Origin of the sequence: Mesorhizobium sp. WSM4308, from assembly GCF_002294905.1 — a bacterium.
GTDB lineage: Bacteria > Pseudomonadota > Alphaproteobacteria > Rhizobiales > Rhizobiaceae > Mesorhizobium.
On sequence record NZ_NSFW01000004.1, the window covers coordinates 333,410 to 360,406 of the forward strand.

The 26,997-nt window shown below is 64.1% G+C and carries 22 protein-coding genes; 9 read left to right on the forward strand and 13 right to left on the reverse strand.

The features are described 5' to 3' along the window. Window positions 1-10 precede the first annotated feature (10 nt). On the forward strand, window positions 11-460 hold the full coding sequence (locus tag CK227_RS09700) for a host attachment protein (protein ID WP_095772461.1): 450 nt from the start codon (window positions 11-13) through the stop codon (window positions 458-460). A gap of 212 nt (window positions 461-672) precedes the next feature. Further along, window positions 673-2,457, forward strand: a complete 1,785-nt coding sequence (locus tag CK227_RS09705) for a cation:proton antiporter (RefSeq protein WP_095772460.1) — start codon at window positions 673-675, stop codon at window positions 2,455-2,457. On the opposite strand, the gene CK227_RS09710 is transcribed toward CK227_RS09705, so the two are convergent. Further along, window positions 2,458-3,264: a helix-turn-helix transcriptional regulator gene (locus CK227_RS09710; RefSeq protein WP_095772720.1), complete on the reverse strand. Its 807-nt coding sequence runs from the start codon at window positions 3,262-3,264 to the stop codon at window positions 2,458-2,460. A 101-nt stretch (window positions 3,265-3,365) separates the two neighbouring features. On the opposite strand from CK227_RS09710, the gene CK227_RS09715 reads away from it, so the two are divergent. Further along, window positions 3,366-4,286 carry a zinc-binding dehydrogenase gene (locus CK227_RS09715; RefSeq protein ID WP_095772459.1) on the forward strand — a complete coding sequence of 307 codons (921 nt, stop codon included), beginning with the start codon at window positions 3,366-3,368 and terminating at the stop codon, window positions 4,284-4,286. Window positions 4,287-4,311: 25 nt separating this feature from the next. On the opposite strand, the gene CK227_RS09720 is transcribed toward CK227_RS09715, so the two are convergent. From CK227_RS09720 to CK227_RS09760, 9 genes are all read right to left on the reverse strand, one after another. Then, window positions 4,312-5,064 (reverse strand): SDR family oxidoreductase, encoded by a 753-nt coding sequence (locus CK227_RS09720; protein ID WP_019861229.1) that lies wholly within the window; start codon window positions 5,062-5,064, stop codon window positions 4,312-4,314. A 90-nt stretch (window positions 5,065-5,154) separates the two neighbouring features. Beyond that, window positions 5,155-7,425 carry a transglycosylase domain-containing protein gene (locus tag CK227_RS09725; RefSeq protein WP_095772458.1) on the reverse strand — a complete coding sequence of 757 codons (2,271 nt, stop codon included), beginning with the start codon at window positions 7,423-7,425 and terminating at the stop codon, window positions 5,155-5,157. 354 nt (window positions 7,426-7,779) lie between these two features. Further along, window positions 7,780-8,160, reverse strand: a complete 381-nt coding sequence (locus CK227_RS09730; protein WP_095772457.1) for a hypothetical protein — start codon at window positions 8,158-8,160, stop codon at window positions 7,780-7,782. 113 nt (window positions 8,161-8,273) lie between these two features. Continuing rightward, window positions 8,274-8,474, reverse strand: a complete 201-nt coding sequence (locus CK227_RS09735) for a hypothetical protein (RefSeq protein ID WP_095792587.1) — start codon at window positions 8,472-8,474, stop codon at window positions 8,274-8,276. A 187-nt stretch (window positions 8,475-8,661) separates the two neighbouring features. After that, on the reverse strand, window positions 8,662-8,808 hold the full coding sequence (locus CK227_RS09740) for a hypothetical protein (RefSeq protein WP_019861232.1): 147 nt from the start codon (window positions 8,806-8,808) through the stop codon (window positions 8,662-8,664). A 25-nt stretch (window positions 8,809-8,833) separates the two neighbouring features. Next, window positions 8,834-9,088, reverse strand: coding sequence for a GlsB/YeaQ/YmgE family stress response membrane protein (locus CK227_RS09745; RefSeq protein ID WP_019861233.1), 255 nt, complete (start codon window positions 9,086-9,088; stop codon window positions 8,834-8,836). Between the two features lie 191 nt (window positions 9,089-9,279). Then, on the reverse strand, window positions 9,280-9,477 hold the full coding sequence (locus tag CK227_RS09750) for a hypothetical protein (protein ID WP_095772455.1): 198 nt from the start codon (window positions 9,475-9,477) through the stop codon (window positions 9,280-9,282). Window positions 9,478-9,562: 85 nt separating this feature from the next. Then, complete coding sequence (locus tag CK227_RS09755; RefSeq protein ID WP_095772454.1) at window positions 9,563-10,183, reverse strand: ribonuclease D; 621 nt, start codon at window positions 10,181-10,183, stop codon at window positions 9,563-9,565. A 77-nt stretch (window positions 10,184-10,260) separates the two neighbouring features. Next, window positions 10,261-11,646 carry a M20/M25/M40 family metallo-hydrolase gene (locus tag CK227_RS09760; protein WP_095772453.1) on the reverse strand — a complete coding sequence of 462 codons (1,386 nt, stop codon included), beginning with the start codon at window positions 11,644-11,646 and terminating at the stop codon, window positions 10,261-10,263. Window positions 11,647-12,065: 419 nt separating this feature from the next. On the opposite strand from CK227_RS09760, the gene polA reads away from it, so the two are divergent. Then, complete coding sequence (gene polA / locus CK227_RS09765) at window positions 12,066-15,029, forward strand: DNA polymerase I (protein WP_179296407.1); 2,964 nt, start codon at window positions 12,066-12,068, stop codon at window positions 15,027-15,029. A gap of 34 nt (window positions 15,030-15,063) precedes the next feature. Here the strand turns inward: polA and CK227_RS09770 are convergent, their stop codons facing one another. Then, complete coding sequence (locus CK227_RS09770) at window positions 15,064-15,468, reverse strand: Fur family transcriptional regulator (RefSeq protein ID WP_095772451.1); 405 nt, start codon at window positions 15,466-15,468, stop codon at window positions 15,064-15,066. A gap of 245 nt (window positions 15,469-15,713) precedes the next feature. On the opposite strand from CK227_RS09770, the gene CK227_RS09775 reads away from it, so the two are divergent. The 5 genes from CK227_RS09775 to amrB all read left to right on the forward strand — a co-directional run bounded on the left by CK227_RS09775 (window position 15,714) and on the right by amrB (window position 23,836). Next, on the forward strand, window positions 15,714-17,915 hold the full coding sequence (locus tag CK227_RS09775) for a caspase family protein (protein WP_179296406.1): 2,202 nt from the start codon (window positions 15,714-15,716) through the stop codon (window positions 17,913-17,915). 119 nt (window positions 17,916-18,034) lie between these two features. Next, the gene (locus tag CK227_RS09780; protein WP_095772450.1) at window positions 18,035-18,415 is read left to right on the forward strand and encodes a hypothetical protein; all 381 of its coding nucleotides are present in this window, start codon (window positions 18,035-18,037) and stop codon (window positions 18,413-18,415) included. After that, complete coding sequence (locus tag CK227_RS09785; RefSeq protein WP_095772449.1) at window positions 18,412-19,119, forward strand: hypothetical protein; 708 nt, start codon at window positions 18,412-18,414, stop codon at window positions 19,117-19,119. The genes CK227_RS09780 and CK227_RS09785 overlap by 4 nt, the downstream gene beginning before the upstream one ends. Window positions 19,120-19,175: 56 nt before the next feature. Next, on the forward strand, window positions 19,176-22,154 hold the full coding sequence (locus CK227_RS09790) for a caspase family protein (protein ID WP_245318100.1): 2,979 nt from the start codon (window positions 19,176-19,178) through the stop codon (window positions 22,152-22,154). Beyond that, complete coding sequence (amrB, locus tag CK227_RS09795) at window positions 22,151-23,836, forward strand: AmmeMemoRadiSam system protein B (RefSeq protein ID WP_095772448.1); 1,686 nt, start codon at window positions 22,151-22,153, stop codon at window positions 23,834-23,836. The genes CK227_RS09790 and amrB overlap by 4 nt, the downstream gene beginning before the upstream one ends. Window positions 23,837-23,921: 85 nt before the next feature. Here amrB and CK227_RS09800 read toward each other — a convergent pair whose 3' ends face one another. Together CK227_RS09800 and CK227_RS09805 are read right to left on the reverse strand one after the other, a co-directional pair. Continuing rightward, entirely contained in the window at window positions 23,922-25,730 is a 1,809-nt protein-coding gene (locus CK227_RS09800; RefSeq protein ID WP_245318099.1) for a hypothetical protein, read from the reverse strand. Window positions 25,731-25,898: 168 nt separating this feature from the next. Beyond that, window positions 25,899-26,993 (reverse strand): serine protease, encoded by a 1,095-nt coding sequence (locus tag CK227_RS09805; RefSeq protein ID WP_095772446.1) that lies wholly within the window; start codon window positions 26,991-26,993, stop codon window positions 25,899-25,901. Window positions 26,994-26,997: the final 4 nt, after the last annotated feature.

The following is a 26,997-nucleotide window of genomic DNA, read 5'->3' on the forward strand; positions in this document are numbered from 1 at the left end:
GAGCGCTTTCATGGACACGATCAAACTGAGGCACGGCATCTGGGTCCTGGTGGCCGACGGTGAAAAAGCGCTCCTGCTCAAGAATGCCGGCGACAACAAGTTTCCAAATCTCGAAGTCGTGCAGGTGATGGAACAGGACAACCCGCCCACCCGCGAACAGGGAAGCGACAGCCCCGGCCGGTACAATGACGGCCCGTCCGTACACCGCAGCGCCGTCGAGGATACCGACTGGCACCGTATCGGCAAGGAACGCTTCGCGGAAGAGATCGCGGCCCGGCTCTACAAGCTCGCCCATGGTGGGGAGTTCGACAGCATCGTGCTTGTCGCCCCGCCGGTGATGCTCGGCGCCATGCGCAAGAAGCTGCACAAAGCGGTCGGTGACAAGGTGACGGCTGAAATTCCAAAAACCATGACCAACCACGCCATCTCCGAGATCGAGGCCATGCTGCAAGCAGCCTGACCGCAGGCGATGGATCCCAAAGCCAACGCAACAGTGAGTGCAAAACGGACCGGCGGCCTCTCGGCCGCCGGTCGAGCATTTTGCCGCCGCACCGTCGATTTTCGCACCTGCGGGTTGCATCACCGTCACCCCTTGCACCATATTGCAAAACAGGCGGCGGCTTAGGGCGGCGCACATCCGACATCGCAAACTTGAAAGGCGCTCCATAGACAATGCCGCATGACACGCCCCTTATCGCCACCATCGTCGCCGGTCTGGGGCTGGCTTTCGTCTTCGGGGCTCTGGCCAACCGTTTCCGCATTCCGCCGCTGGTCGGCTATCTCGTAGCCGGCGTCCTGGTCGGGCCGAATACGCCTGGTTTCGTCGCCGATGCCGGCCTTGCCAACGAACTGGCCGAGATCGGCGTCATCCTCTTGATGTTCGGCGTCGGCCTGCATTTCTCGCTGAAGGACCTGTTGTCGGTCCGCGCCATCGCCGTGCCTGGCGCCATCGTCCAGATCGGCTTTGCCACGGCACTCGGCGCCGGACTGTCCTGGATGCTCGGCTGGTCGATGGGCGCGGGGCTGGTGTTCGGCCTGGCACTGTCGGTCGCCTCGACCGTGGTGCTGCTGCGCGCGCTTCAGGAACGCCGGCTGATCGAGACCGAACGCGGCCGCATCGCCGTCGGCTGGCTGATCGTCGAGGATCTGGCCATGGTGCTGGCCCTGGTGCTGCTGCCGGCCCTTGCCGGCGTGCTCGGTGGCCAGGAACAGGCCGATGTCCACTCGAGCGGCCTGCTGACGCTGCCGGCCAGCTACGGCATCTGGGGCGTCGTCGGCATCACGCTCGCCAAGGTCGCCGCTTTCGTCGTCGTCATGCTGGTGGTCGGCCGCCGGGTGATCCCCTGGATTCTGCACTACGTCGCCCATACCGGGTCACGCGAATTGTTTCGTCTCTCGGTGCTCGCCATTGCGCTCGGCGTCGCCTTCGGCGCGGCGAAACTGTTCGGCGTCTCGCTGGCGCTCGGCGCCTTCTTCGCCGGCATGATCATGAGCGAATCCGAGCTTAGCCACCGCGCGGCCGAAGAATCGCTGCCGCTGCGCGACGCCTTCTCGGTGCTGTTCTTCGTCTCGGTCGGCATGCTGTTCGACCCGTTCAGCCTGTTCAGCAACGGCCTGCCGATCCTGGCGACACTGGCCATTATCGTCATCGGCAAGTCGCTGGCGGCGTTCGTCATCGTCGTCGCCTTCGGCTATCCCCTGGCGACAGCCCTTATGATTTCGGCCAGCCTTGCCCAGATCGGCGAATTCTCCTTCATCCTGGCCGAACTCGGCGTCGGGCTGAAACTCTTGCCCGAACAGGGCCGCGACCTGATCCTGGCCGGCGCCATCCTGTCGATCGTGCTCAACCCGCTGATGTTCCTGGTCATCGACTGGATGAAGCCGTGGCTGGAGGCCCGCGCCGCCAGGACGGCGCCGCCGGCGGACGCCAAGCCGGTCGGTCCGGCGACCGAACCGGGCCAGGTCGCCTCGGTCGTCGCAACAGCCCAACAGGAAGACGGCCCTCCGCCGAAGACGGCGCTTACCGGCCATGCCATCCTGATCGGATATGGCCGTGTCGGCGGCCTTGTCGGCGCGGCGCTGAAAGAAGCAGAGCTGCCCTTCCTCGTCATCGAGGACACCGACAAGACACTGGCCAAGCTGAAGGCCGATGGCGTCGAGAGCGTCGCCGGCAATGCCGCCAACGCCGAAGTGTTCGCCGCCGCCAATCCCGAAGGCGCCAGCCGGCTGATCCTCGCCATCCCCAATGCGTTCGAAGCCGGCCAGATCGTGCTCAGGGCGCGCGCCGCCAACCCCGGCGTCAACGTCGTCGCCCGGGCCCATTCCGATGCCGAGGTCGAGCATCTCAAGGGGCTCGGCGCCGACACGGTGATCATGGGCGAGCGCGAAATCGCGCGCGGCATCGTCGAAGAGGTGCTCGGTCACAAGCCATCTGCGACCGAACCGTCCGCCGCCTGATCACCGCACGAATGCTGACCCGCCATTGCGTGCGATGCTGCTGAGATACTGTGCGGGAGGCTTGCCGAGCGCCTTCCTGAACATGGTGATGAAGGCTGTGACGGACTCATAGCCGAGATCGCCCGAAACCCGCTGAACGCTGGCGCCCGAAGCCAGTTCCCTGATCGCAACGATCAGGTGCAATTGCTGGCGCCAGCGGCCAAAGCTCAAGCCTGTCTCCTTGACGACAAGACGAGCAAGACTGCTCTCGCTGAGCGCGACACGCTTGGCCCATTCGGCCAGCGTGCTGCGATCGGCAGGATCGTTCGCCAGTGCTTCCGCGATCCGCTTCAGGCGCGGTTCGGAGGATATCGGCAGATGCAGTTGCTGGACAGGCATATCGGGCAATTCGGCCAGCAGGACGCTTCCCAGGAAAGCACAGCGCGCGTCATCAGGCGCGCAGTCCGACAGTTCGATGATCAGTTCGCGCAGCAGCGGCGAGATCGAAAGTGTGCAGCACCGATCCGGCAGCACAGCCGCGCCCGGCTCGATATAGACGAAGAAAATCCGCGCATTGGCCGTCGCGATGTTGCTGTGCTGCATGCGGCTTGGCACCCACACGCCGCAATGGGGCGGCACCATCCAGAGGCCACTGGGCACGCGGCAGGTGACGCCGCCGCCAAGCGCGAAGACGAGTTGCCCTTTGCGATGCCAATGATCCGACACCTCGGCCTTGTTCTCGGTGACGTCGACGCGCACGGCGATCGCCGGAGCAAGGACGTCATCGACGTCGAAATCGAGCCATGGGTAGCGAAGCGGCTGTCTCATCATTGACGGTTTTTAGCGATGAATTGCCCTTATATCCAGATTGTTCGTCAGCACAAATCGATAGGCTTGGTCGTTCTCGCCAATCGGCAAAGGTGTACCCCATGCTCGCCCTCACCATCTCTTCCGACAATGCCGTCAGACTGAAACTCGCCGAGGTGGACGAGCCACAGCCTTGCGCGAACGAGGCTCTGGTCGCCGTCGGCGCAACCTCGTTGAACCGCGGCGAACTGCGCCTGCTCACCATACGCCCGGACGGCTGGATACCCGGCCAGGACATCGTCGGGGTCGTGGAGCGAGCGGCAGCCGATGGTTCCGGGCCGGCCGTGGGCACCCGCGTCGTGGCTTTGGTCGACGAGGCCGGCTGGGCCGAACGCGTCGCCGTTCCGACTGACCGTCTCGCCGTCCTGCCGGATGAGGTCAGCTACGTTTCCGCGGCCACGCTCCCCGTGGCGGGCACGACAGCGCTGAGGACCTTGCGCCATGGCGGTGATCTGGCCGGCCAACGGGTGCTGATCACCGGCGCGAGCGGTGCGGTCGGCCGTTTCCAGATCCAGATCGCCCGTGCGCAAGGCGCTTCCGTGACTGCCATCGCCGCCGTCCGGCATGCCGGCGATCTCCGCGATCTCGGCGCCGAGCAGGTGGTCGAGGCGATCGAGCAGGCCGAGGGACCATTTTCGCTGATCACCGAGTCGGTCGGCGGCGAAAGCCTCGTCCGCGCGATCGAACGCGTCGCGCCCGGCGGGACCATCGTCATGCTCGGTTCAAGCAGTGGCGAGCTCACGCCCATCGGCTTCCGCCAGTTCGTTCCGGGCCATGAGGGGGCGCGGCTTCAGACCTTCGCCTACTACACGTCCGGCTCAGGCATTGGCGCCGATATCGCCGCGCTGCTCGCCCTGGTCGCCGCCAGTCGGCTGGAGACCCGCATCGCCTTGACCGTGCCGTGGACCGATATTGCCCAGGCCCTTGAAGCCCTGCGGCAGCGCAGCTTCAGCGGCAAAGCTGTTCTCACCATGGCCGGATGAGCAACCCCAGCCGAAGTCGGCTTGCTCACACGTGCTGGCCGCCATTGATGTGGATTTCCGAGCCCGTCACATAGGACGCCTGCTGCGAGCACAGGAAGAAGATGATGTCGGCGACCTCGGCCGTGGTGCCCAGCCTTCTCAGCGGGATCGTCTCGACGATCTTTTCCGTGCCTGGCGACAGGATCGCCGTGTCGATCTCGCCGGGTGCAATGGCGTTCACGCGGATGCCGTGCGGGCCAAAGTCATGCGCCATCTCGCGCGTCAGCGAGCCGAGAGCCGCCTTCGATGTCGCATAGGCGGTGCCGGCGAAGGGATGCACGCGGGTGCCGGCGATCGAGGTGACATTGACGATCGAGCCCTTGGCCGTCGCCAGTTCCTTGAACAGGCCGCGCGCCAGCATGATCGGCGCGAAGAAATTGACCTGGAACACGTCGCGCCAGACATGCATCGGCGTGTCGATCGAGTTCATGCGGCTGTTGCCGTCCTTCAGCTTGGGCGAAATGCCGGCATTGTTGACCAGAGCATTGAGCTGGCCGCCATGTGCTTCCAGCCGATGGCGGATTTCCGAGACGGCGATGCCGACATCTTCCTGATCGGCAAGGTCGACCTTGATGTGGTCCTCGGGACCTGCCGGCCACGGGCAATCCTCGGCGAAAGCCTGACGCGAACAGGTGATGACGCGCCAGCCCTCGCGCGAAAAGCGCTTGACCGTGGCATGGCCGATGCCACGGCTGGCGCCGGTCAGCACGATGGTTTTTCTGGTGTCGAGTTCGGCCATGTCACGGTCTCCGGCCGGAGGTGTAGCCGAACACCGTGGCGCTGGCGAGAGGCGGATTGACGCCGCTGCGAACCGCCGGGGCGATCGCCGTCAGCCGCCGCCCAGAATATCCAGGATCGAGGTCTGCTTCCTCTTCTTCAACGGACCGCCAACATTGCCCGGCGGCACCGGATGGCCGACCGAAGCAGTGGTGCCATCATCCGCTGGCATGTTGAAGCCATCCGCGTCGACGGTCTGGGCAGGCCGCGCCACCCGGGCCGGCGCCGGCGCCTGGGTTGCCTGTGCGGCTGGCGCCTGCTGGCCAACCGAGGCTGACGGAACCGGCGCTGGCTGGTTGTTGTCGGCCGACGGTATGTCGTCGGGCACTATCGTATCGGCCGGCGTCGACTTCCAGGTGCCGGGCAGCGGCCGCACCGGTACGCCTTCATGTGCGGCAACCATGAATTCGTGCCAGGCCTGCGCCGGCAGCGCGCCGCCGGTGACCTTCTTCATCGCCGTGCCATCATCATTGCCGAACCATACACCGGTGGTGAGATTGGCGGTATAGCCGACGAACCAGGCATCGCGCGAATTCTGGCTGGTGCCCGTCTTGCCGGCCGACGGCCAGGCGAAGGCCGCCTTCTTGGCCGTGCCGACCTCGACGGTGCCGGTCATCATCGAATTCATCATGCCGACGATCTCGGGTTTCACCACACGCGGTGCGCTGCCGCCGGCGCTGTCGTAGAGCACCTTGCCCTCGGCGGTCGTGATGCGGCGGATGAAGTGGATGTCGGGCTTGTAGCCGCCATTGGCGAACGGCACATAGGCCGACGTCAGCTCCAGCGGCGTCACTTCCGAGGTGCCGAGCGCGATCGAGGTGTTGGCCTGCAGTTCGGACTGGATGCCCATGCGGTGCGCCGCTTCCAGCACCGCGTTCGGCCCGACCTCCATGGTCAGCTGCGCGGCGACCGAGTTCAGCGACTTGGCCAGTGCCGTCGCCAGCGTGACCTTGCCAAAATACTTGCCGCCGTAATTGTCCGGCGTCCAGTTGCCGATCTTGATCGGCGCGTCGTTGCGGATGCTGTCGGGCGTGCGGCCCGCTTCCAGTGCCGCCATGTAGACGAACGGCTTGAACGCCGAGCCGGGCTGCCGCCGCGCCTCGGAGGCACGGTCGAACTGGCTGGTCGAATAGTCGTAGCCGCCGACCATGGCGCGCACCGCGCCGGAATCGTCGATCGACACCAGCGCGCCCTGGGTGACGTTGAGCTTCTTGCCGCTTTCGTCGATCAGCCGGCGGATCGACTGCTCGGCGAGTTTCTGCAGGTTCAGGTCGACGGTGGAGTCGATGACGATGTCGCCGCGCACGTCGCCGATCAGGTCGGGCAGTTCTTCCGTGATGGTGTCGGCGACATAGTTTTCCGAGCCGGTCCAATAGGACGGCGCGCGCGTCGCCGGCGCGCTGAGCGCCGTCTTCAGCTCCTTGTCGCTGATCTTGCCCTCTTCACGCATGGCCGCGAGCACGAGCTGCGAACGCTCCTCCGCGGCCTTCGGATCGCGCGCCGGCGACAGCCGCGACGGCGCTTTCAGCAAGCCCGCAAGCAGCGCCGCTTCCGAGAGCGTGACGTCACGCGCGCTCTTGCCGAAATAACGCCGCGAAGCCGCCTCGACACCAAAGGCGCCGGAGCCGAAATAGACCCGGTTGAGGTACATTTCGAGGATCTGGTCCTTGGTGTGCTTGTGCTCCAGCCACAGCGCCAGCAGCACCTCCTGCACCTTGCGCTCCAGCGTGCGGTCGGGCTTCAGGAACAGATTCTTGGCCAATTGCTGCGTCAGCGTCGAACCGCCCTGCGAGAAATGCCCGCCCATGAGGTTGGTCACCATGGCGCGCGACAGGCCGATCGGATCGACGCCGAAATGCGAATAGAACCGGCGGTCCTCGATGGCGATGACGGCTTCGGGAATGTAAGGCGACATTTCGTGCAGGCCGACGGCTTCGCCGCCGCTCATGCCCCTGTTGGCGAGCAACTGGCCATCGGCCGAGACGATCTTGATGTTGGGGGCACGGTCGGGGATCGACCAGGTGGTGGCCGCCGGCATCTTGGCGCCGTAATAGACGACGACGCCCGCCACCGCGATGCCGCCCCAGATGGCAAGCACGAAGCACCAGTAGAACAGACGGCCGAGCACGCCGAACAGGCCGCGCCGGCTCCTGCCGCGCCCACCGCGCGACGATTTCGCCTTCGACGATTTGCGTTTTGCGGAGGCTTTGCGGTTGCTCGGCACGACGCGGTCCTCCTCGCTCACCGAAAGACCCGGCTGGGATCGCGCCTGCGGCGGTCCCTCGAAACTGGGCTCGATGCGGCTGTCTCTGCGGTTCGCCATGCGCTGCGCTTGCTGTCCCCGGTGCCAATGGCGCTCCGGTTGCAGAGTAGATGCGGCGATTTAAGGGCGGGTTAAGTCGGAAAAATTCGAGGCGATTGATAATCAAATGCCTTGGGCCTGCGGTCATCGCGTTGTTCGAGCCCCTGATTTTGGTGCTGGCAAACGATCGCGCCCGCCGCGATGGAACAATCCTCGCCGTGGCATTTTGTCCGGGCGCCAAGGCCCGAACCATTCTCAGCCGTGACCCAGGCGGTCGCGGACATGTTCCATGTTGGGGCGCGATCGCAAATGGTCGCGGCTACGCGTTCGACCGCACCCCAAATCACCCGTCACCAGGCAATCACCTGGTGGACATCAGCCGATCGCCGCACGAACCGAGAGCGCTGCCCTCGACGATTGCATAACCTCGCCGACATGGCAGTAGCAGACGATCTCGTGCAGTTGGTGGTCGGTCAGCTCGAAGAAGCGCTTGGCTTCGCCATAACTGTCGTCTTTCAGACCCTCGTCGTGCAATATGGGGTCAGTGAAGGCAACCGCTATCGGCGAGCTATCGGCTCGCATGACATCGCGTTCCGCCGGCGCGCGGTATTCGGTCCCGGCAAGCGCCATCAGGAGCCGGCTGGGCTCACGTTCAAGAAGCTCGGCCCAACGTATGAGACGTTGGGTTCGGCTCATTACCAGCTGTGTGTTGACCTCGGCCACTGCATGCAGTTGGTCTAGTGTTTGGTGTTTCATGGCAACCTCCTAGCAATAGGTTGGTTGATCCCAAACGCCCTGTATCCGCATTATAGCGCCAGAGCGCCGATCCGTCATTCTAATTCCATGCCGGGATAATGGCGCTTCCGGCACTACGCCGATGCAATGGCCCCGTCTTGCCGGCAGTTTTCAACTCCTCCGCGTATCGACGACAGCGCGAAAAGGGCCAGCGTCTGCTCCTCGCAGGTCATCGCCACGACGCTGTTCGACCGGTCGATATCAAGGCCTTTCGGGCCGCCTTCCTCGGGGCTGGCCCTGCCGCGCAGGAAGGCGTCCTCGTCGAGCATGGTCACCTAGCGCGCCGGCGTGCGATGCCCGCTCCAGTCACCGTCGCCGTCATAGACATCCACCATCCGGCTGCCGGCGACGGCGATGTGCCGATCATGGCCTGTAAAGCGCACGCCATGCGGATAGCCGGCGTGCTGCAGGACGCCGGCGCGCCCGGTGTCGGGCCTGACGCCGCGCCCCGTCGACGGGAACTCAGTTCTGCTGGATCGAAATGCCCTTGTCGTCGATCTTGAGTTCGACGCCCTTCGGCTTGGTCTGCTCGCGGTAGACATAGACGCCGAGCGCGATGACCACGACGACGAGCGCGCCAATGATGAGATAGAGCGTATTCTGCTTCATGGCGCGCCCTTTGTCGTTTCGAGCCTCAGGCTCGTTTCAGGACCTTGACCAGCACCAGAAGGATAATGGCGCCGATCGTGGCGTGGATGATGGAAGCGATGATGCCGCCGCCGATGGAGAAGCCGATCCGCGGTAACAGCCAGCCGGCGATGAACGCGCCGACGATGCCGACGATGATGTTGCCAATGAGGCCGAAGCCGAAACCGGAAACGATGAGACCGGCAAGCCAGCCGGCGATGGCACCGATGATGATGAAGACGAGAAGGCTTTCTACGCCCATGGCGATTTCCTCCGAGCAAGGGGGCGAGCGCGAGCGAAAGGCTCCGAATCGGCCCCGATATCAACGGCTTCAGGCTATTCGAAAGCAGCTGGCCCCGCCAGCGGCGCTCGCTGGAGCAATTCCAGGAAAAGGGTAAAGCGGTTTTTCCCGGGAAAAGCGCGCAGCGCTTTCCCTCGGGGATTGCGTCAAAGCTAATCGTCGTCGCTGGAAGCGGGCCGCCAGCTGGTCGGCTCGACCTTCTTTTGCGTGTGGCTGTCGGTGTAGACCCACCAGCCATCATCGCGATATTGCCCGATGGATTCGTTGATGACGCCGTCGCCGTCCTTCCAGGTGACTGTGACCTTGGAGCCATCGGTCGGCGCGGTTGCAATCGGCTTTCTGTCGGCCATGTCATCCCCTTTTCCAGCCCACAGAAACGCGACGGCTGGCATCTGGTTCCCAACCGGCCGTCGGGCGCGGATGTCGCGAAGGCGGTCAGCTGTGCGCGAAGATATCCTCTTCGCCCCAACCCATCAGGTCAAGCTTGGCCCGCGTCGGCAGGAAGCGGAAGCAGGCATCGGCCTCCTTTGTCCGCCCCTCGCGCGCCAGCCGCCCGGCCAGCACATCCCGCAGCCGGTGCAGATAGAGCACGTCGGAGGCGGCATATTCGAGCTGCTCGGGCGACAGCGTTTCGGCCGCCCAGTCCGAAGATTGCTGCGCCTTGGACAGGCCGACGCCGAGAAGCTCGAAGCAGATGTCCTTCAGCCCGTGCCGGTCGGTATAGGTGCGGGTCAGCCGCGAGGCGATCTTGGTGCAGAACACCGGTTCGGGCATCACCCCGAAGGCATTGTACAGCACGGCAAGATCGAAGCGTCCAAAATGGAACAGCTTCGTCACGCCGCGGTTCTTCAGCAGGCTGACGAGGTTCGGCGCCTTCTTCTGGCCGGGTGCGATCTGGATGACGTCGGCGCTGCCGTCGCCAGGCGATATCTGCACCACGCACAACCGGTCGCGATGCGGGTTCAGACCCAGCGTCTCGGTGTCGATGGCCACCGCCCCGACATTGTAATGCGAAAGGTTGGGCAAATCATGCTTGTGGAAACGGATGTCGGCCATGGTCTTCTCCGGTCGCAGCGTTCCCCGTCCTCGCCGCGATCCGGTGAAAAATCAACAGGAAAACGTCTTTTCGCCGCTCAGCGCGTCAGAGCATCGAGAATACGGGCCCAGGAGCGCTGGCCCTTGTGGAAGGATGAGAGCTCATATTTCTCGTTGGGCGAGTGGATGCGGTCATCGTCGAGGCCGAAGCCGACCAGCAACGATTCCATGCCGAGATAGGTCTGGAAGTCGCCCACCACGGGGATCGAGCCACCGCTGCCGGTCGTCACCGCGGGCTTGGGCCATTCGTCGGACAGCGCGGTCTTGGCCTTGGCCAGGAATGGCGAGTCGTAGGAAAGCTGGATCGCCGGCGAGCCGCCATGCGGATGGAATTCGACCGAGCAGTCGGCCGGAATGCGCTCCTTGACGAATTTCTGGAAGGCGGCGCGGATCTTGGCTGGATCCTGCTTGTGAACGAGGCGGAACGACACTTTTGCCGAAGCTTCCGCCGCGATCACCGTCTTGAAGCCCTTGCCGGTATAGCCGCCGATGATGCCGTTGAACTCGGCGGTCGGCCGCGCCCATGTCAATTCCAGCACCGAGCGGCCTTTTTCGCCCGACGGGATGGACAGGCCGACAGGCCCGAGGAAGGTCTCGGCCGTTTCGCCGAGCGTCTCCCAGGATTTCAGCACCTGCGTCGGCGTTTCCTCGACGCCGTCATAGAAGCCCGGAATGGTGATGTGGCCATCCTTGTCGTGGATATCGGCCAGCACCCTGGCCAGGATGCGGATCGGGTTGGCGGCGGCCCCACCATAGAGGCCCGAATGCAGGTCGCGGTCGGCGGCCTTAACCGTGATCTCCTCGCCGACCAGCCCGCGCAGCGCCACGCAGATCGAGGGCGTGTCGCGATCCCACATCCCGGTATCGCAAACCAGCGCGAAATCGGCCTTGAGCTCCTCGGCATTGGCCTCGAGGAACGGTTTCAGCGACGGCGAGCCGGATTCCTCCTCGCCCTCGAACAGGATGGTGACGCGGCACGGAAGATTGCCATGCACCTGCTTCCAGGCGCGGCAAGCCTCGACGAAGGTCATCAGCTGGCCCTTGTCGTCGGCCGCGCCGCGCCCGGTGATCACCTTGTGGTCGGGTCCGAGCTGCTTGATGGCAGGCGCGAACGGATCGCTTTCCCACAATTCGATCGGGTCGACCGGCTGCACGTCGTAATGGCCATAGAACAGCACATGCGGCGAACCGGCCGGCCCCTCGTGATGCGCAACCACCATCGGGTGTCCCGGTGTGTCGCGAACGCTGGCGTCGAAGCCGATCAGCTTGAGCTCCGCCACCAGCCATTCCGCCGCCTTGCGGCAGTCGGCGGCATAGGCCGGATCGGTGGAGATCGACTTGATCCTGAGCAGGCCGAACAGGCGTTCCAGGCTCTGGTCGAGATTCTGGTCGAGACGGTCGAGGACAGGGGAAACTGCGGACATGTGTGAAGCCTTTCGATTCAGTGCCGGAACCGTAAAGGCAGAGTGGGGAAACGAAAAGCCCGGGACGATTGGACCACGGCGCGAGTCGGCTGCCGCAGGCAAAAAAAGACCGCCGTGGTGGAGGGGGAACCACGGCGGCCTCATACTCGAAACGATGCGGCAGCCCGGAGAGGGGGATAGGCTGCCGCAGTTGTCCGGGATAGGCGGGGGACGGGCCTTGCTCCGGACTTCGGCGAAAACTGCCGATGAGGTCTATTTGGGTCTCTGAACGTGGCGATTCAAGGGCACCAACGTTACACTTTTGTAACGTGCCCGTGATCGGGCCTGCATCCCCCGGTCTGTCAGGGTGTTGACGGAACCGATACCTGGCAATGTGTTTGGCATGGACCAAGCCACCGCGCCGCGCTATCCCTGCCGGCATGAAAAAAGGCGATCATCTCTTCCTTATCGACGGCTCCGGCTACATCTTCCGGGCCTACCACGCACTGCCGCCGCTGACCCGCAAGTCTGACGGCCTGCCGGTCGGAGCCGTTTCCGGTTTCTGCAACATGCTGTGGAAGCTGATGCAGGATGCCCGCAACACCGATGTAGGCATCGTGCCGACGCATTTCGCGGTCATCTTCGACTATTCCTCGAAAACCTTCCGCAACGATCTCTATCCCGAATACAAGGCCAACCGTTCGGCGCCGCCTGAAGACCTGATCCCGCAATTCGGCCTGATCCGCCAGGCGACCAAGGCGTTCAACCTGCCTTGCATCGAGATGGAAGGCTTCGAGGCCGACGATCTCATCGCCACCTATTGCCGGCTGGCCTGCGAGGCCGGCGGCGACACCACCATCATCTCCTCCGACAAGGACCTGATGCAGCTGGTCGGCGATACGGTCGGCATGTACGACCCGATGAAGGACCGCCAGATCGGCATCCCTGAGGTCATCGAGAAGTGGGGCGTGCCGCCGGAGAAGATGGTCGATCTGCAGGCGCTGACCGGCGATTCCGTCGACAATGTGCCCGGCGTGCCCGGCATCGGCCCGAAAACCGCGGCGCAGCTGCTTGAGCAGTTCGGCGACCTCGACGCACTGCTCGCCCGCGCCGGCGAGATCAAGCAGGATAAGAGGCGCGAATCGATCATTGCCAACACCGAAAAGGCGCTGATCTCGCGCCAGCTGGTAACGCTGAAGAACGACGTGCCGGTGGCCGAGGGGTTGGACGACTTCATCCTGCACGCGCCGGATGGGCCAAAGCTGATCGGCTTCCTCAAGACCATGGAATTCACCTCGCTGACCCGCCGCGTGGCCGAAGCGACCGGCACCGAGGCCGGCGACGTCCAGGCCGTCGCGGTGACCGTCGAGCGCGCCGACAACGCCCACGGCCCCGATGTCGGCGCCGGAGCGCCGGCTGTGGCCCGCGGCAGTGCCGAGACGGGCCAGGCCAACGGCGAGGCAACCGCCGCACCGACGGCGGACAAGGCCAAGCAAGGCGATACTCCTTCCCTGCTCTCAGCCTTGCGGCTGGAGCGCGCGGCAACCAGCAAGATCGACACGGCGGCCTATCCCTGCATTCGCGATATCGCGACCTTGAAAGCCTGGGTCGCCGAGGCGACGGAGGCCGGCATTGTCGCCTTTGACGTCAGGGCCACCTCGTCCGATCCGATGCAGGCCGAACTGATCGGCCTGGCTATGGCCACGGCGCCCGGCCGCGCCGCCTACATTCCCTTCGCCCACAAGAGCGGCAATGGTGACCTGCTCGGCGGCGGCGCGCTCGAAAACCAGATACCTCTCCGCGAGGCGCTGGCGGTGCTGAAACCGCTGCTCGAGGACAGGTCGGTCCTCAAGATCGCGCAGAACCTGAAATACGATCTCGTCATCATGAGCCGTTACGGCATCGATGTCGCCCCGTTCGACGACACCATGCTGATCTCCTACGTGCTCGATGCCGGTACCCCGCACGGTCATGGTATGGACCAGCTTGCCGAGAAATGGCTTGGCCACACCCCGCTCCGGCTCAAGGACGTGACCGGCTCCGGCAAGAGCTCGGTCGGTTTCGACCAGGTCGACATCGACAAAGCGACGGCGCACGCCGCAGAGGACGCCGATGTCACGCTGCGGCTCTGGCTGGTGTTGAAGCCCCGGCTTGCGGCCAAGGGCCTGGTGTCGGTCTATGAGCGGCTGGAACGGCCGCTGGTGCCGGTTCTGGCGCGCATGGAACAGCGCGGCATTTCGGTCGACCGGCAGATACTGTCCAGGCTGTCAGGCGAACTGGCGCAGGGTGCTGCCCGGCTGGAAGAAGAAATCTACCAGCTCGTCGGCGAGCGCATCAACATCGGCTCGCCCAAGCAGCTCGGCGATATATTGTTCGGCCGCATGGGCCTGCCCGGCGGCTCCAAAACAAAGACCGGCCAATGGTCGACCTCGGGGCAGCTGCTCGAAGACCTTGCCGCCGAGGGCCACGAACTGCCGCGCAAGATCGTCGACTGGCGCCAGCTGACCAAACTGAAATCGACCTATACCGATGCGCTGCCCGGTTTCATCCACCCCCACACCAGGCGCGTCCACACCTCCTATGCGCTGGCCGCGACGACGACAGGCCGGCTGTCGTCCTCCGATCCGAACCTGCAGAACATTCCGGTGCGCACCGCCGAAGGCCGCAAGATCAGGACCGCCTTCATCGCCGACAAGGGCAACCGGTTGGTCTCGGCCGACTACAGCCAGATCGAACTGCGCGTGCTCGCCCATGTCGCCGAAATCCCGCAATTGCGGCAGGCTTTCGCCGACGGCGCCGACATCCACGCCATCACCGCGTCGGAAATGTTCAACGTGCCCGTCGAGGGCATGCCTTCGGAAGTCCGCCGTCGCGCCAAGGCGATCAATTTCGGCATCATCTACGGCATCTCGGCCTTCGGCCTCGCCAACCAGCTGTCCATTCCGCGCGAGGAGGCCAGCAACTACATCAAGAAATACTTCGAGCGTTTCCCCGGCATCCGCGACTATATCGAGGAGACCAAGGCCTATGCCCGCGAGCACGGCTTTGTCGAAACCATCTTCGGCCGGCGCATCCATTATCCCGACATCAGGTCGTCCAACCCTTCGATCCGCGCGTTCAACGAACGCGCCTCGATCAACGCCCGCCTGCAAGGCACCGCCGCCGACATCATCCGCCGCGCCATGGTGCGCATGGAGGAAGCGCTGGACAAGGCCAAGCTGTCGGCCCGCATGCTCCTGCAGGTGCATGACGAACTGATCTTCGAGACGGTCGAGGCCGAAGTCGAGGCTACCATCCCCGTCGTGCGCCATGTCATGGAAAACGCGGCGATGCCGGCCGTATCGATGTCAGTACCGCTGCATGTTGATGCGCGGGCGGCGAACAACTGGGACGAGGCGCATTAGCGCCAACGCTTCCTGATCCTACGGGGAGAAGACCTTAAGCGGCCTCGGCCCGGCACTTCGCGCACGTCCCGCGAAACTCGATCACCGCCTTCTTGGCGGCGAAGCCGGTCGAATGGACCCATTCGTTCAGCCGGTGGTCGACGTCGTGGTCCGACATCTCGGTCACTTGCCCGCACGTGTCGCAGATGGCGAAGGCGGTCATCGAATGGCTGTGATCATGCGGTTCGGCACAGGCGACGAAGGAGTTGATGCTTTCCAGCCGGTGCACGAAGCCGGACTTCACCAGTGTGTCCAGCGCGCGATAGACCTGCAGCGGTGCGCGAAAACCGCGTTCGCGCAACTGGTCGAGCAAGGTGTAGGCGCTGAGCGGTCCGCTGGCGGCCTCGAGCTTCTCGAGCACGCACAACTGGTTCTTCGTCAGCACATCCCTTGCCGCCATGGTCCGGTTCCAACTTGTCCTGCGCCATCTCCAGGCTGTCTGCCCGCGCAAACCGCCTGATCCCATTCAGATAGCGACGAACCGTCGTCTTTGCTACTCTTCTGTTGTTGTCCCGGGCCGATGATAACGTGCCCGCGCATTTGATGACGGCAGGTTTCTTTGGCGCAGCGACATTCAAAATACTGACAAAATCCTCGACGAGGGTGGTTTCGCTTGGGAAATTCGATCGGGCTTGGGGAAGCAATATGATCAAATTGACACGCCGGACGCTGCTTGTCGGCACGTCCGCGCTGATGGCGGCCGGTACGCCCTCGTTTCGGGCGCTTGCGGCATCGCGCACCTATCACGCGCTGCTGGTCGCCTGCACCGAATATCCAGCCCTGCCACAAAGGAACTGGCTGATCGGGCCGAAGAACGATGCCGGCCTGGTGCATGAGTACCTGCTGAAGAACGTGCCCGACCCCGTGCGCTTCGCGCCCGAAAACGTCACGCTGCTTGCCAAGGACGTGCCCGGCGCCAAAGGCCTGCCGACCCATGCGGCGATCAAGGCGGCGCTCGCCGACCTTGCGGCCAAGGTTCAGCGCGACGACTTCGTCTATCTGCATCTGTCCGGCCACGGCGCCCAGCAGCCGGAAAGGGTCAAGGGCAACGAGACCGACGGACTCGACGAGATCTTCCTGCCCGTCGACATCGAGAAATGGATCAATCGCGATGCCGGCGTGCCGAACGCGCTGGTCGACAATGAGATCGGCGATGTGCTCGACGCCATCCGCAACAAGGGCGCCTTTGTCTGGGCTGTCTTCGACTGCTGCCATTCCGGCACCGCGACGCGCGCCGTCGAGGTCGATGACGAGTTGGAGCGCAAGGTCGAATTCGCCGACCTGGTCGGCGGCGACGAGGCCGCCAGGGCGGCCGCCGTCAAGGCCTATGAGGACACGGTCGCAAGCGCCTCGCGCGGCCTCGACGAGAATGGCGCGCGCAAGCCCGCCTTCAACCTGACGCCGACTGGCGGCGAAGCGATCGCCAAGGGCAAGCTGGTTGCCTTCTATGCCGCGCAGACGGTGGAGACGACGCCGGAGATGCCGCTGCCCAAGGGAACGGCGGATGCGCCGCGCTTCGGCCTGTTCACCTTCACCATCCTGTCGAAGCTCGCTGAAAACCCCAACGTCACCTATCGCCAGCTCGGCCAGGCCGTGCTGCAGCAATATTCGGCCGACAGCCGCACCCGGCCGACGCCGCTGTTCGAGGGCGAGCTCGACGCGCGCGTCTTCGGCACCGACAAGACCGACGCCGTCATGCAGTGGCCAATCGTCGTCAAGGAGGGTGAGGCGACGATCGGCGCCGGCCTGCTGCATCGCCTCACGCCTGGCAGCAAGCTTGCCATCCTGCCCTCGGCGCTGTCGTCGCTGTCCGAGGCGGTCGGCTATCTCGAGGTGGAGTCGGCCAAGAACCTGGAAAGCCGCGTCAAGCCGGTCGAGTTCGAGAAGAAGCCGGCACTCAAACTGGCCGACATTCCTGCCAACGCCTATGCGCGGGTGGCTGAGATCGCCGTCGACTACAGGCTCACGGTCGCTCGGCCGGCCGCGACCAAGGGACTCGAAAAAGAAACCGAACTGGTCAATTCGGTTCTCGACGAGCTGGCCGCGGCCAAGGAAACCGGCTTCAACATCGAACTGGTCGCCCCGGGCAAGAGCGCCGAGCTGCGCTTCGCGGTGATGCGTGAGAATGCCATTGCGGGCGCCGGCAAGGACGCCGGCGACAAGCCGGCCCTGTGGTTCCTGCCGGCGTCGGGCGACGTGACGCTGAAGGACGGCAGCAGGCCGTCGCTGATTATCATCCACCCGGACGACCGCCAGAAGCTGGCCGACGCCACGACCAGGAATTTGCGCACCATCTACCGCGCCACCGGGCTGTCGCGGCTGGCGGCCGCCTCCGACTACAAGCCCGCGGATGTCGACGTGCAGTTCCAGGTCAAGCGCCGTGACAAGGACGGGCTCGAACCCTTGCAGGCTTCCGCAGTGCCGCGCGTCTCGCCGGGCGACGAGGTGCATGTGCTGGCCAAGAACAGCTCGGACCAGCTGGTCGACATCAACGTGCTCTATGTCGGCAGCGACTATTCGATCACCCACATCGTCGCCGAACGCCTGGCCCCGCAGGCCACGCTGGAGGAAGGGCTGCTCGCCTTCACCGACACCAGCTTCGGCATGGAACGGATGATCGCGGTGCTGACCGAGGCGCCGCCGGAAAGCGAGAAGGAAGATCTGAGCTTCCTGGCGCAGGACGGCGTCGCGGCGATGACGCGCGGCCTCGGCCCTGCCAGCTTCTCCGACATGCTCGCCGATATCGGCATGGCGCCGCCGACCCGTTCGGTGATGCGGCTTGCCGACAAGAGCGGCCCGAAGGGGGCAGTGATGATCTTCCCGATGGAGACGGTGCCGCGGGCCTGAGCTTCGGCCCCAAGGCCTCACGGCCTGGTATATCAGGCTCTTGCGCGATCGGCGCGATATGAGAACATCCCCAGCCGCGGCCAAGGGCTCAGCGGCCGACGAAGCAGATAGGATCGATTGTGAAGAAGTCTTTTTTCTCCTGGCGCGCAACGCTTGCCGGACTTGTCGGCGGCCTGTTGCTGGTCGCCAATGCCTCGGCACAGGACAGCTGCGGCCTTTGCGCCAAACAGGTGGTCATTAATTCGGAACTGGCGACGTGCTTCCTCGATCAGTACGACCAGTTCGCCAAAACCAGCAGTGACGCGGTGGTGGTCGATCTCTCGGGCTGCGCCTCGCGAGGCGTGGTCGAAGCCTTGCCCTCGCCCAACAAGGCGCCGGCGGAGCCTGACATGCAGTTCATAGTTTCGCGTCCGCAGCTGGTATGCCTGAAAAAGCAGCTTGAAGCGCCGGGCATAGTGCTTGATCCCTCCGCCACCATCGAACTGGACAGCTGCAAATGAAGAAGCCGGGGGGCACGACAAAGCAGACACCGGTGGCCGCGCCCGCAAAGGCGCCGGCGGCGAAGGAGTCGCTGCCGGAAACCACCGAAGGTTTCCCCTGGCCGAGCAGCCATGAGATCAAGAAGGAGAGCAATCCCTTCACCGATCGCGACTGGCGCATGCTGGTCTATGCCTGGTCGGGCATGCTGGTGCGTTTCGCCATCATCTTCACCCTGGCATTCTCGGTCTACCAGTTCCTGGCAAACCAGGAGCAGAAGCGCGTCGAGCAGACGATGTCGCTGGTCGAGCTGTGGGAAACCAAGGACTACCAGCAGGCACAGCGGGCGTTGAAGGATCGTCTTGCCGCCCTCAACGCCAAATACGACAATCTGCTCAGCGCCAACCCGTCGCCGACCGAGGAGCAGGTGTTCCGCCAGCGCATCGGCATCGAGGCGATGAGCGCTTCAGGCGGCGACATGCCGCTCGCCGACTTCAGCGAGAATTTCGACCGCATCGTCTATTTCCTCAACCGGCTGTCCTTCTGCGTCGACGGCGACCTGTGCTCACGCAAGGTGACCGATGCCTATTTCCGCGACTACGCCGTCTCGTTCTGGAGTTATTTTGCCGGCTATGTCGACAAGCAGCGCAAGGCAGGTTCGCCGACTTTTGCCACGGCGATCGAGGCCTATGTTGGCAACGGGCAACCAGCGGCCGAAGCCAATTAGCGATGGGGAAACCCGGAACCACCTTGCGCCTCATGCATGCCTGCCGGTGGCTGGCCATGGCTGGAGTTTTGGTCACGGCCTCGGCCGCCCGCGCCGAGGACGCGCCGGATTTCCACCTCGACATCGACACCGGCGGCCACACCGCCCGGATTGCCGATCTTGCCTTCACACCCGACGGCGAGGACGTTGTCTCGGCATCCGATGACAAGACCATCCGCATCTGGGACTGGCAGAGCGGCGTGACGCTGCGCACCATTCGCGGCTATCTCGGCAATGGCAGCGACGGCAAGATTTTCGCCATCGCGGTCTCGCCGGATGGCAGGACGATCGCCGCAGGAGGCTATTTCGGCGCCGGTCTCGGCGACAAGCCGCCCTATGGCGACATCAGGCTGTTTGACTTCGCCACCGGCAAGATGAAGGCCGTGCTCAAGGCCGCCGACTACGCGACCTACGACCTCGCCTTCTCGCCGGATGGCAAGACACTGGCTGCCGGTGGTGGCGACGGCATGGTCTATCTCTGGCGGCTCGACGACAAATCAGCGACCGGCTGGACGCTGGACAAGAAGCTCGACGCCGATTCCTGGCACATCGACAAGCTGGCTTTCGCCGCCGCGGGAACCCGGCTGGCGGCGACTACGACCGACAATGGCATCCGGCTGTGGGATGTCGCCAAGGGCGACGAGATCGCCTTGCCGGCAGAGACCGAGCCTTTGCGGGACGTCAGCGTCCTGGCGCTGGCGACCTCGCAGGACGGCAGCCTGTTTGCCACCGGCAGCAAGGACGGCCAGGTCCAGCTCTGGCGCGCCGCCGACGGCACGCTGGCGCACGCCATGCCGAAGCAGGATTTCCTCATCGGCTCGCTGACCTTCGCCAAGGGATCGCGGCTGGTCGCCTCCTGCGGCTATCGCTGCGCCGACAAGCACCGCTCCGTCGTCTGGAACACCGACAGCGGCGAGAAGCTGCTCGACTACAGCGGCCATGACGGCACGGTCTATGCCAGCGCCGCCAATGCCGACGGCTCGCTGGTGGCGACGGCCGGCGGCACCCGCAACGCCATCCAGGTCTGGGACCCGGCGACCGGCGAACGCAAGGCCTTGCTCCAAGGAGTGGGCGAACCGGTGACCGCGATCGGCATCGACGCGGCGAACGGCATCATCGCCTGGGGCAACGCCAACCGCTGCCCCGAGCGCGTGGCTTGCCCTGAACAGCTGGGCGCGCTGGACAAGAGGCTTGAACTGCCCACAACCGAGCGGTTCTTCGACGACCCGCAGCCGCTGACCGAGCCCGGCTCGTTTGCCCGCGCCGCGCTGACCGATGGGAAGTGGTCGCTGCACGCCACAGTGGGCGGCAAGGACGCGCTGGAAAACGCGGTGCTGGAGATCGCCAATGGCGGCAAGGTGGTGCGCTCGATCGAGAACGATGCCACCAACGGCTTTGCCCATTCGGCCTTCACGCTGATCGACAATGGGCTTGGCCTGATCACCGGCGGCAGTGACGGCACGCTGCTGGAATACAAGGCCGCGACCGCCAGGGTCTCCGGCGAATTCACCGGCCACACCGGCGAAATCAACGCCATGGTCGCCTCGGAGAAAGCCGGCCTGCTTGTCACCGGCAGCGCCGACCAGACCGTGAGGCTGTGGAACCTGAAGACGCACGAGCTGATCGTGTCGATGTTCTTTGCCGGTTCGCAATGGATCGCCTGGATGCCGCAGGGCTACTATTATTCCTCCGATGAGGGCGACAAGCTGATCGGCTGGCACGTCAACCAGGGCCGTGACCATGAAGGCCGCTTCATCCGCGCCGGCCAGTTGAAGAAGTACCTCTGGAGCCCGGAAATGGTGCGCCGCGCCATCATCCTGCGCAGCGCCAAACAGGCAGTCCAGGAGATGCGGCCGGGCGTCGACAACGAGTTGCAGAAGCTCTTGCAGCGCAAGCCACCGGAATTCGGCATCCGCCTCGCCGACGACCAGAGCAAGGTCCGCGACGGTTATGTCGCCGTCGAGATCACGGGCGCCAAGGAAGCCGGAACCGATGTCGCCGGCTTCTCGATCCTGTCGAACAGCCGCAATGTCGGCGACATCGCCACGCGTTCGGTCGACGGCAACAAGACAACAGTCGAGGTACCGGTCGAGGATGGCCAGAACATCATCCGCATCACCGGCACCAACGAATATGGCTATCTGACCGAGCGCAGCGTGACGGCGCTGGCGAGGAAGACCGAAAAGGCCGAGGCCAAGGGCAAGCTCTATGTCGCGGTGATCGGCGTCGACAAATATCCGTTCCTGACCGACGCCTGTTCCGGCCATGCCTGCGATTTGCGCTACCCCGTCGACGACGCTACCGAATTCCTCAAGGTGGTTGCACAGAAGTCGGCGCCCTTGTTCTCGTCGATGGAGACGCTGGTTCTGGTCAATCGCGAGGCGCTCGACGAGAGCCCCGACATGGCGCAACAGACCTACACCGTCGCCAGCGCCGACAACATCATGGAGCCGGACTCGCACACGATCGACGACCAGCTTGCCGATTTCCTCGACAGGCCTGGCGAGCACGACACCACCATCGTCTTTGTCGCCGGCCATGGCATCAACATCGACGAGGACTACTATTTCATCCCGACGGACGGCCGCAAACAGGATGCCGATCGCTGGAAGCGCTCTTCGCTCGTTGACTGGGGTGACATCCAGAAATCGGTCGAGCGAGCCAAGGGAATGCGCTTCATGCTGCTCGACACGTGCCACGCCGCCAACGCGTTCAATCCGCGCCTGGAAAAGGACGCGCAGGACGCGCGCATCGTCGTGTTTTCGGCGACCGCGGCCAACAACACTGCCGCCGAATTGCCGGAGCTCGGCCACGGCGTCTTCACCTATTCGGTCCTCGAAGGCCTGCGCGGCAAGGCGAAGACCTCGGATGGCGGCGTCACGCTGTTCGGGCTCGCCGATTTCATCTCGCACGAAGTGGTTCGGCTGACCGCGTCGAAGCAGAAACCGTTCTATTATGTCGGCGGCGTGGAGAACATCGTGTTGGCCGAGCCGTGATAGCCCGCCTGCTGACGGTCATCATATTCTCCCTGGTTCTCGGCGGCACGGCACAGGCCGCCCCGATCGTCTGCCCGCCCGGCACCGAAAACTTCCCGCCGTTTTACGACGACGCCACGCTGTTCAAGGACGCCATCGCCAGCGTCGCCACTGTCCAGCCCTCCAACCAGCGGCTGACCGGCATCACGGTGCCGCATCACCTGCTGGCCGCCGACCTCGTGGCACTCGGCTTCAGGGCAGCGTCGGGTTTCCGCTACAAGCGCATCGTCATCCTGTCTCCGGACCATTTCCACAAGACGAACAAGCTCTACGCCACCACGGCGCGCGGCTTCGACACCGTGCTTGGCCCGGTGGCGGCCGACAGCGATGCCGTGCGCCTTCTCGAAGCCCACGGCGACATGGTCGAGGAATCCTGCCTGTTCGACAAGGAACATGGCGTGCGCGCCATGCTGCCCTTCCTGCACCACTATTTCCCAGGGGCGAAGATCGTGCCGGTGGCGATGTCGGTGAAGGCGAAGCGCGGCGACTGGGACAGGCTGGCCGAGGCGCTGAAACCGATTGTCGACCATGACACGCTGATCGTCGAATCCTCCGACTTCTCGCACTATCTGCCGCAGCATGATTCCAGGCGCTTCGACCAGCAGACGCTGAATATGCTGGCCGCCGGCTCCCTCGACGGCATCGCAGCCCTTCGCCAGCCCGGTCATGCCGATTCCGTCGGCGCGCTCTACATCCAGACCCGGCTGCAGCGCGAACTGTTCGGCGCCCAGCCGCTGGTCGTAGCCAACGAGAACTCGCAGGAACACACGTCCGACTATGTCGAGCGCACCACCAGCTATGTCGTGGCGCTGTTCGGCGCCTTCGGTCCCGGTTTCAACAACCCCGCGCGGCCAAAGGACCGGATCTACTATCTCGCCGGCGACGTGAATTTCGGTCGCGCCATGAAGAAGATCCTGGTCCGCGACGGCGTGGCCGACAAGATCGTCGACAGCATCGTTTCACTGACCGGAGCGCGGCCGCTGATCGTCAATCTCGAAGGCGTCATCCTGCCCAACGTACCGGAAGCGATCGACGGCATGACGCTGGCCATGCCGGAAGACCTCGCCGCCAGCATGCTGAAACGGCTGCACGTCGCCGGCGTCAGCCTCGCCAACAACCACGCTTCTGATCTCGGCTCGTCCGGCTATGCCGAGACGGTGCGCGCACTCGACGAAGCCGGCATCCCACATTTCGGCCATGGTGAGACGCTGGCGCTTGCCGATCTCGACCTTGTCGGCCTGACCGACATCGACACCAACGGTTCGAAGAACACCGACCTGCTCACCCCCGCCTTGCTCGACCGGCTGCTGCACGAGAATGCGCAGCGCCCGGTGGTCGCCTTCGTCCATTGGGGCCGCGAGTACAAGACCGAACCGTCGGCGCGCGAAGAGATGCTTGCCGATGAGATGCGATTGCGCGGCGTCTCGGCCATTGTCGGCGGCCATCCGCATGTGTCGAGCGAGGCGATCGTCCCGCTCGCCGGCGGCGATGTGGCGGAAGTCTACTCGCTCGGCAATTTCCTGTTCGACCAGAATGCGCAACGCTCCTCAGGTTCGATGCTGGAACTGCGTGTCTTTCCCCAGGGCACGATCTTCATCAGGCTCATCCCATTGTCCAACTATTTCGAGATGGGTCGAAAGTAGGCAACTGCCGTTTTTCGACGGGAAGGTGTGTTGAGATTCAGGTCAGGCCCAGTCGAAAACGGCCTCACCTGAATATTGACATGCCTTAGCCGCAGCCGGTCATCTGGCGCGGCAGGTAGCACGCCGCCGGCTCGGTCCTGGTCTCGAACAGCGACTGCTTCGGCCGGAAATAGAAGAAGGTCACCGGCTTGCTCTCGCGCACGCTGCCGTCGGCAAAATGCGCGGCGATGCTGAAACTGTGGATCGACGACATCGCCGACCACATCTTCAGCCGCGCCGTATAGGCGCTGACATTCTTGTTGCCGCGCACCGGCATGGCGATCGAGTAGTCGTGCTTGCCGATCGGGAATTCTATGTTCTGGTAGCGCATCGCTTCCGGGCTGCCGCCACCGCCATCGCCGCATTCGGCCATCGATTCCGGAGTCTCGAAGACCGCCATGGTCATCTGGGCGCGGAACGGCTCGCTCTGCTGGTAGACATTGCCCTGATCGTCCGCCCATGAATAGTCAAACTTGCCGATCGCGTTCAGCGTCATCGCCTGGTTGAAATTGCCGAGATAGTCGCCGACCTCGCCGAACTTGATCTTGTTGGTGAACTGGCTGCGGCAGACATTGAGGCTGTCGACCGAGGGACAGGGGAAACGCCCGGTCTCAAGGCTCGCGGTATCGACGCCGGCCTCGTCCAGCACGCTCTTGATCGACACGTCGACGCCATCGCCGAAACCGCCGATATCCTTGGTGAACATGCGGCTTGGTTGGCCGGTCGGATTGCCTTCGTCGTCCACCGTGGTGAACTGGATCGACATCTTCATGCCCTTGGCGTCGCCCCAGCCATTGTTGACGATCGAGAAATCGGGCCGAAAGCCGATGCAGCCGAAATGCTCCGAGATCGACAGCATCGGTTTGCGGTAGGCGTCGCTGGCGGCGACTTTCATTTCCAGCCTGTCGAGCTTGACCCTGGACTCGTCCGTCGTCTTCAGGTCGACCTCGGCAAAGGCCGGCGTGTCCTCCCAGTCCGCACCTTCATAGACATTTGTGGTGTTGACCGTGCCGGTGCCGTTCCAGGCGTCGTTGTAGAGGCTGTCTTCCGGATAGATCGCGATGTCCTCGTCGCGCACCAGGTGCTGGTATTTCATGTCGGCCTGCTGGGTCATGCGCTGGTCGACGATGACGCCGATCTCGACCTTGTCGGCATCGCCGCCGCCGGCCTGCGCCTTGAGCAGGCCTCCGACCCTGGCATCGGCCAGAACGTCGGGACGCGTGCTGCCGACCTCCTTGCCCATCACCCATTGCGATTCATAGACCGTGCCGCCGGCGAGCCGCGTGGTGCCCTTGCCATTCTTCAATCCGCCGACAAAAGAGCCGGCAAAGATCTCGCCTGCCTTCGACAGCAACCGGCCCTCGCCATTCGCAATACCGTCAACGAACTGCCCCTCATAGCGGTTGCCGTCGGCATCGATATGGATACCCTTGCCGTTGAGTTCTCCGCCAAGCCAATGCCCCTCGAAAACCTCGCCCGAGCGCAGTTCGAGCCTGCCTTGCCCGTCGGGCCGGCCGTTCCTGACATCGCCGAAATAGCTGGAGTAGACCGTCTTCGGATCATAGCTGGCGGAGCCGCGCACCCGCCACACCAGCCTGCCCTTGCCGTTGACGGTGCCGTCCTCGGCGATCGTCTTGTCGGGCGACTGGCCCACCGCCGGCTCCCAGACGAAGTCGAGGTTCTTCTCGGGATGGAAATCCCAGACACGCACGGCCCTGCGCAGCACCGAGCGTGTGTCGGCCTGATAGAGGATCTGCACGCGCTCCGCCCAGGCGCCGCCGACAGGGGCGGGATCGGCAAAAGCCGGTGAAAGCATCATCGCGCCCAGCATCGCTGCGGCCGCGATCCCGAACACTGCCCTTGTCCGCCCCATCCCTTGAGCCCCCTGGACGCCTCGCCCCTGGCAAGCCCAAGCGTAGTCGGGGCGCCGGCCTCGTGCAAGGGAAGCCATGCGGAAGAAACGGCACGAAAAAGGCGGCAGGATTAACCCGCCGCCTTTGTCTTCACTGCGAGCGCGCAGCGCCTATTTGTACAGGCTGTTGATCCACTGGACGTTGGCGGCGTTCAGGCGCACGGCGGTGTTCGCGTCGGGGCTTTCCGCCACGTTGACGCCGGTGATGATGCGCTGCTTGGACTTGGTGTCGTAGGCATAGACCGAGCTGCCGCTCGATCCCGGGAACGTATCGCAGTCATACTGGAAATACTCCGGAGCGATGTTCTCGGCATGCACTTCGCAACTGGCCTTCCACATCGTGCCCATCGGCTTGTCGCCGGGATAACCGACGAGGTTGGCGGTGAAGTCGCCGAGATCGTCATAATTGGCGTAGCCCAGCCAGCCGAGGTTGGTGCCGACATCCTGCTTCAGCGTGATGATGCCGAGATCCCACGGGATCACCGAGCCGTAATAGCCCTGGTAGTTGTCGATGAAGCCCTGCAGCACATAGGCGCTTTCATAGGTGAAGGCGCCGAACGGTGCGTCGTCGGCAGTGCTGCCGTTGAGGCCTGGCACGAACAGATACTCGGAGAGCCAGTCCTTGTCCTCATGGCTGTAGAGGCAATGCGCCGCGGTGAGCACCGTGCGCGGGCCGATCAGCGTTGCAGAACAGCTGCCATAGCTGCCCGTCTTCGTCGATTTGGCTTCCAGATAGCCGATGGCCGAGAACGGGTAGGTCTTGGTGTTCTTGACCTGCTCGCGATCATCGGGGCCGAAAACCTGGCGCCCGGCCTCACCTTCGCCGAGCCCGGGGTCCTCGCTCTTGCGCTCAGCCCCGTCCGCGCCATTGGCCGGCGCGTTCAGTTCCTTGATGATGAGCTCGCGCAGCGCTTCGCTTGGTTCGATCTTGATCTCCTTGCCATCGGCGGAACGCCCGACGATGCCATAGGATTTGACAGCCGCCTTCTCGTCGGTGAGCGGCGCGGCGCGGCTGTCTTCATCAGTAAGCTGTGGTGTCGTGATCGGTTTTGCTCGGCCCGCCTTGAAGTCGCCCGAAGTAACATCCCGCATGCTTTCGCCATTGCCGGCACTGGCGGACCCAGGGTCGGCGGCGAAAACCGGGACCGTCCACATTGCGGTGGAAAGCAAAGCGAACGCAAAGAGTGCGTTTGTCAGTTTTGTCATGGTG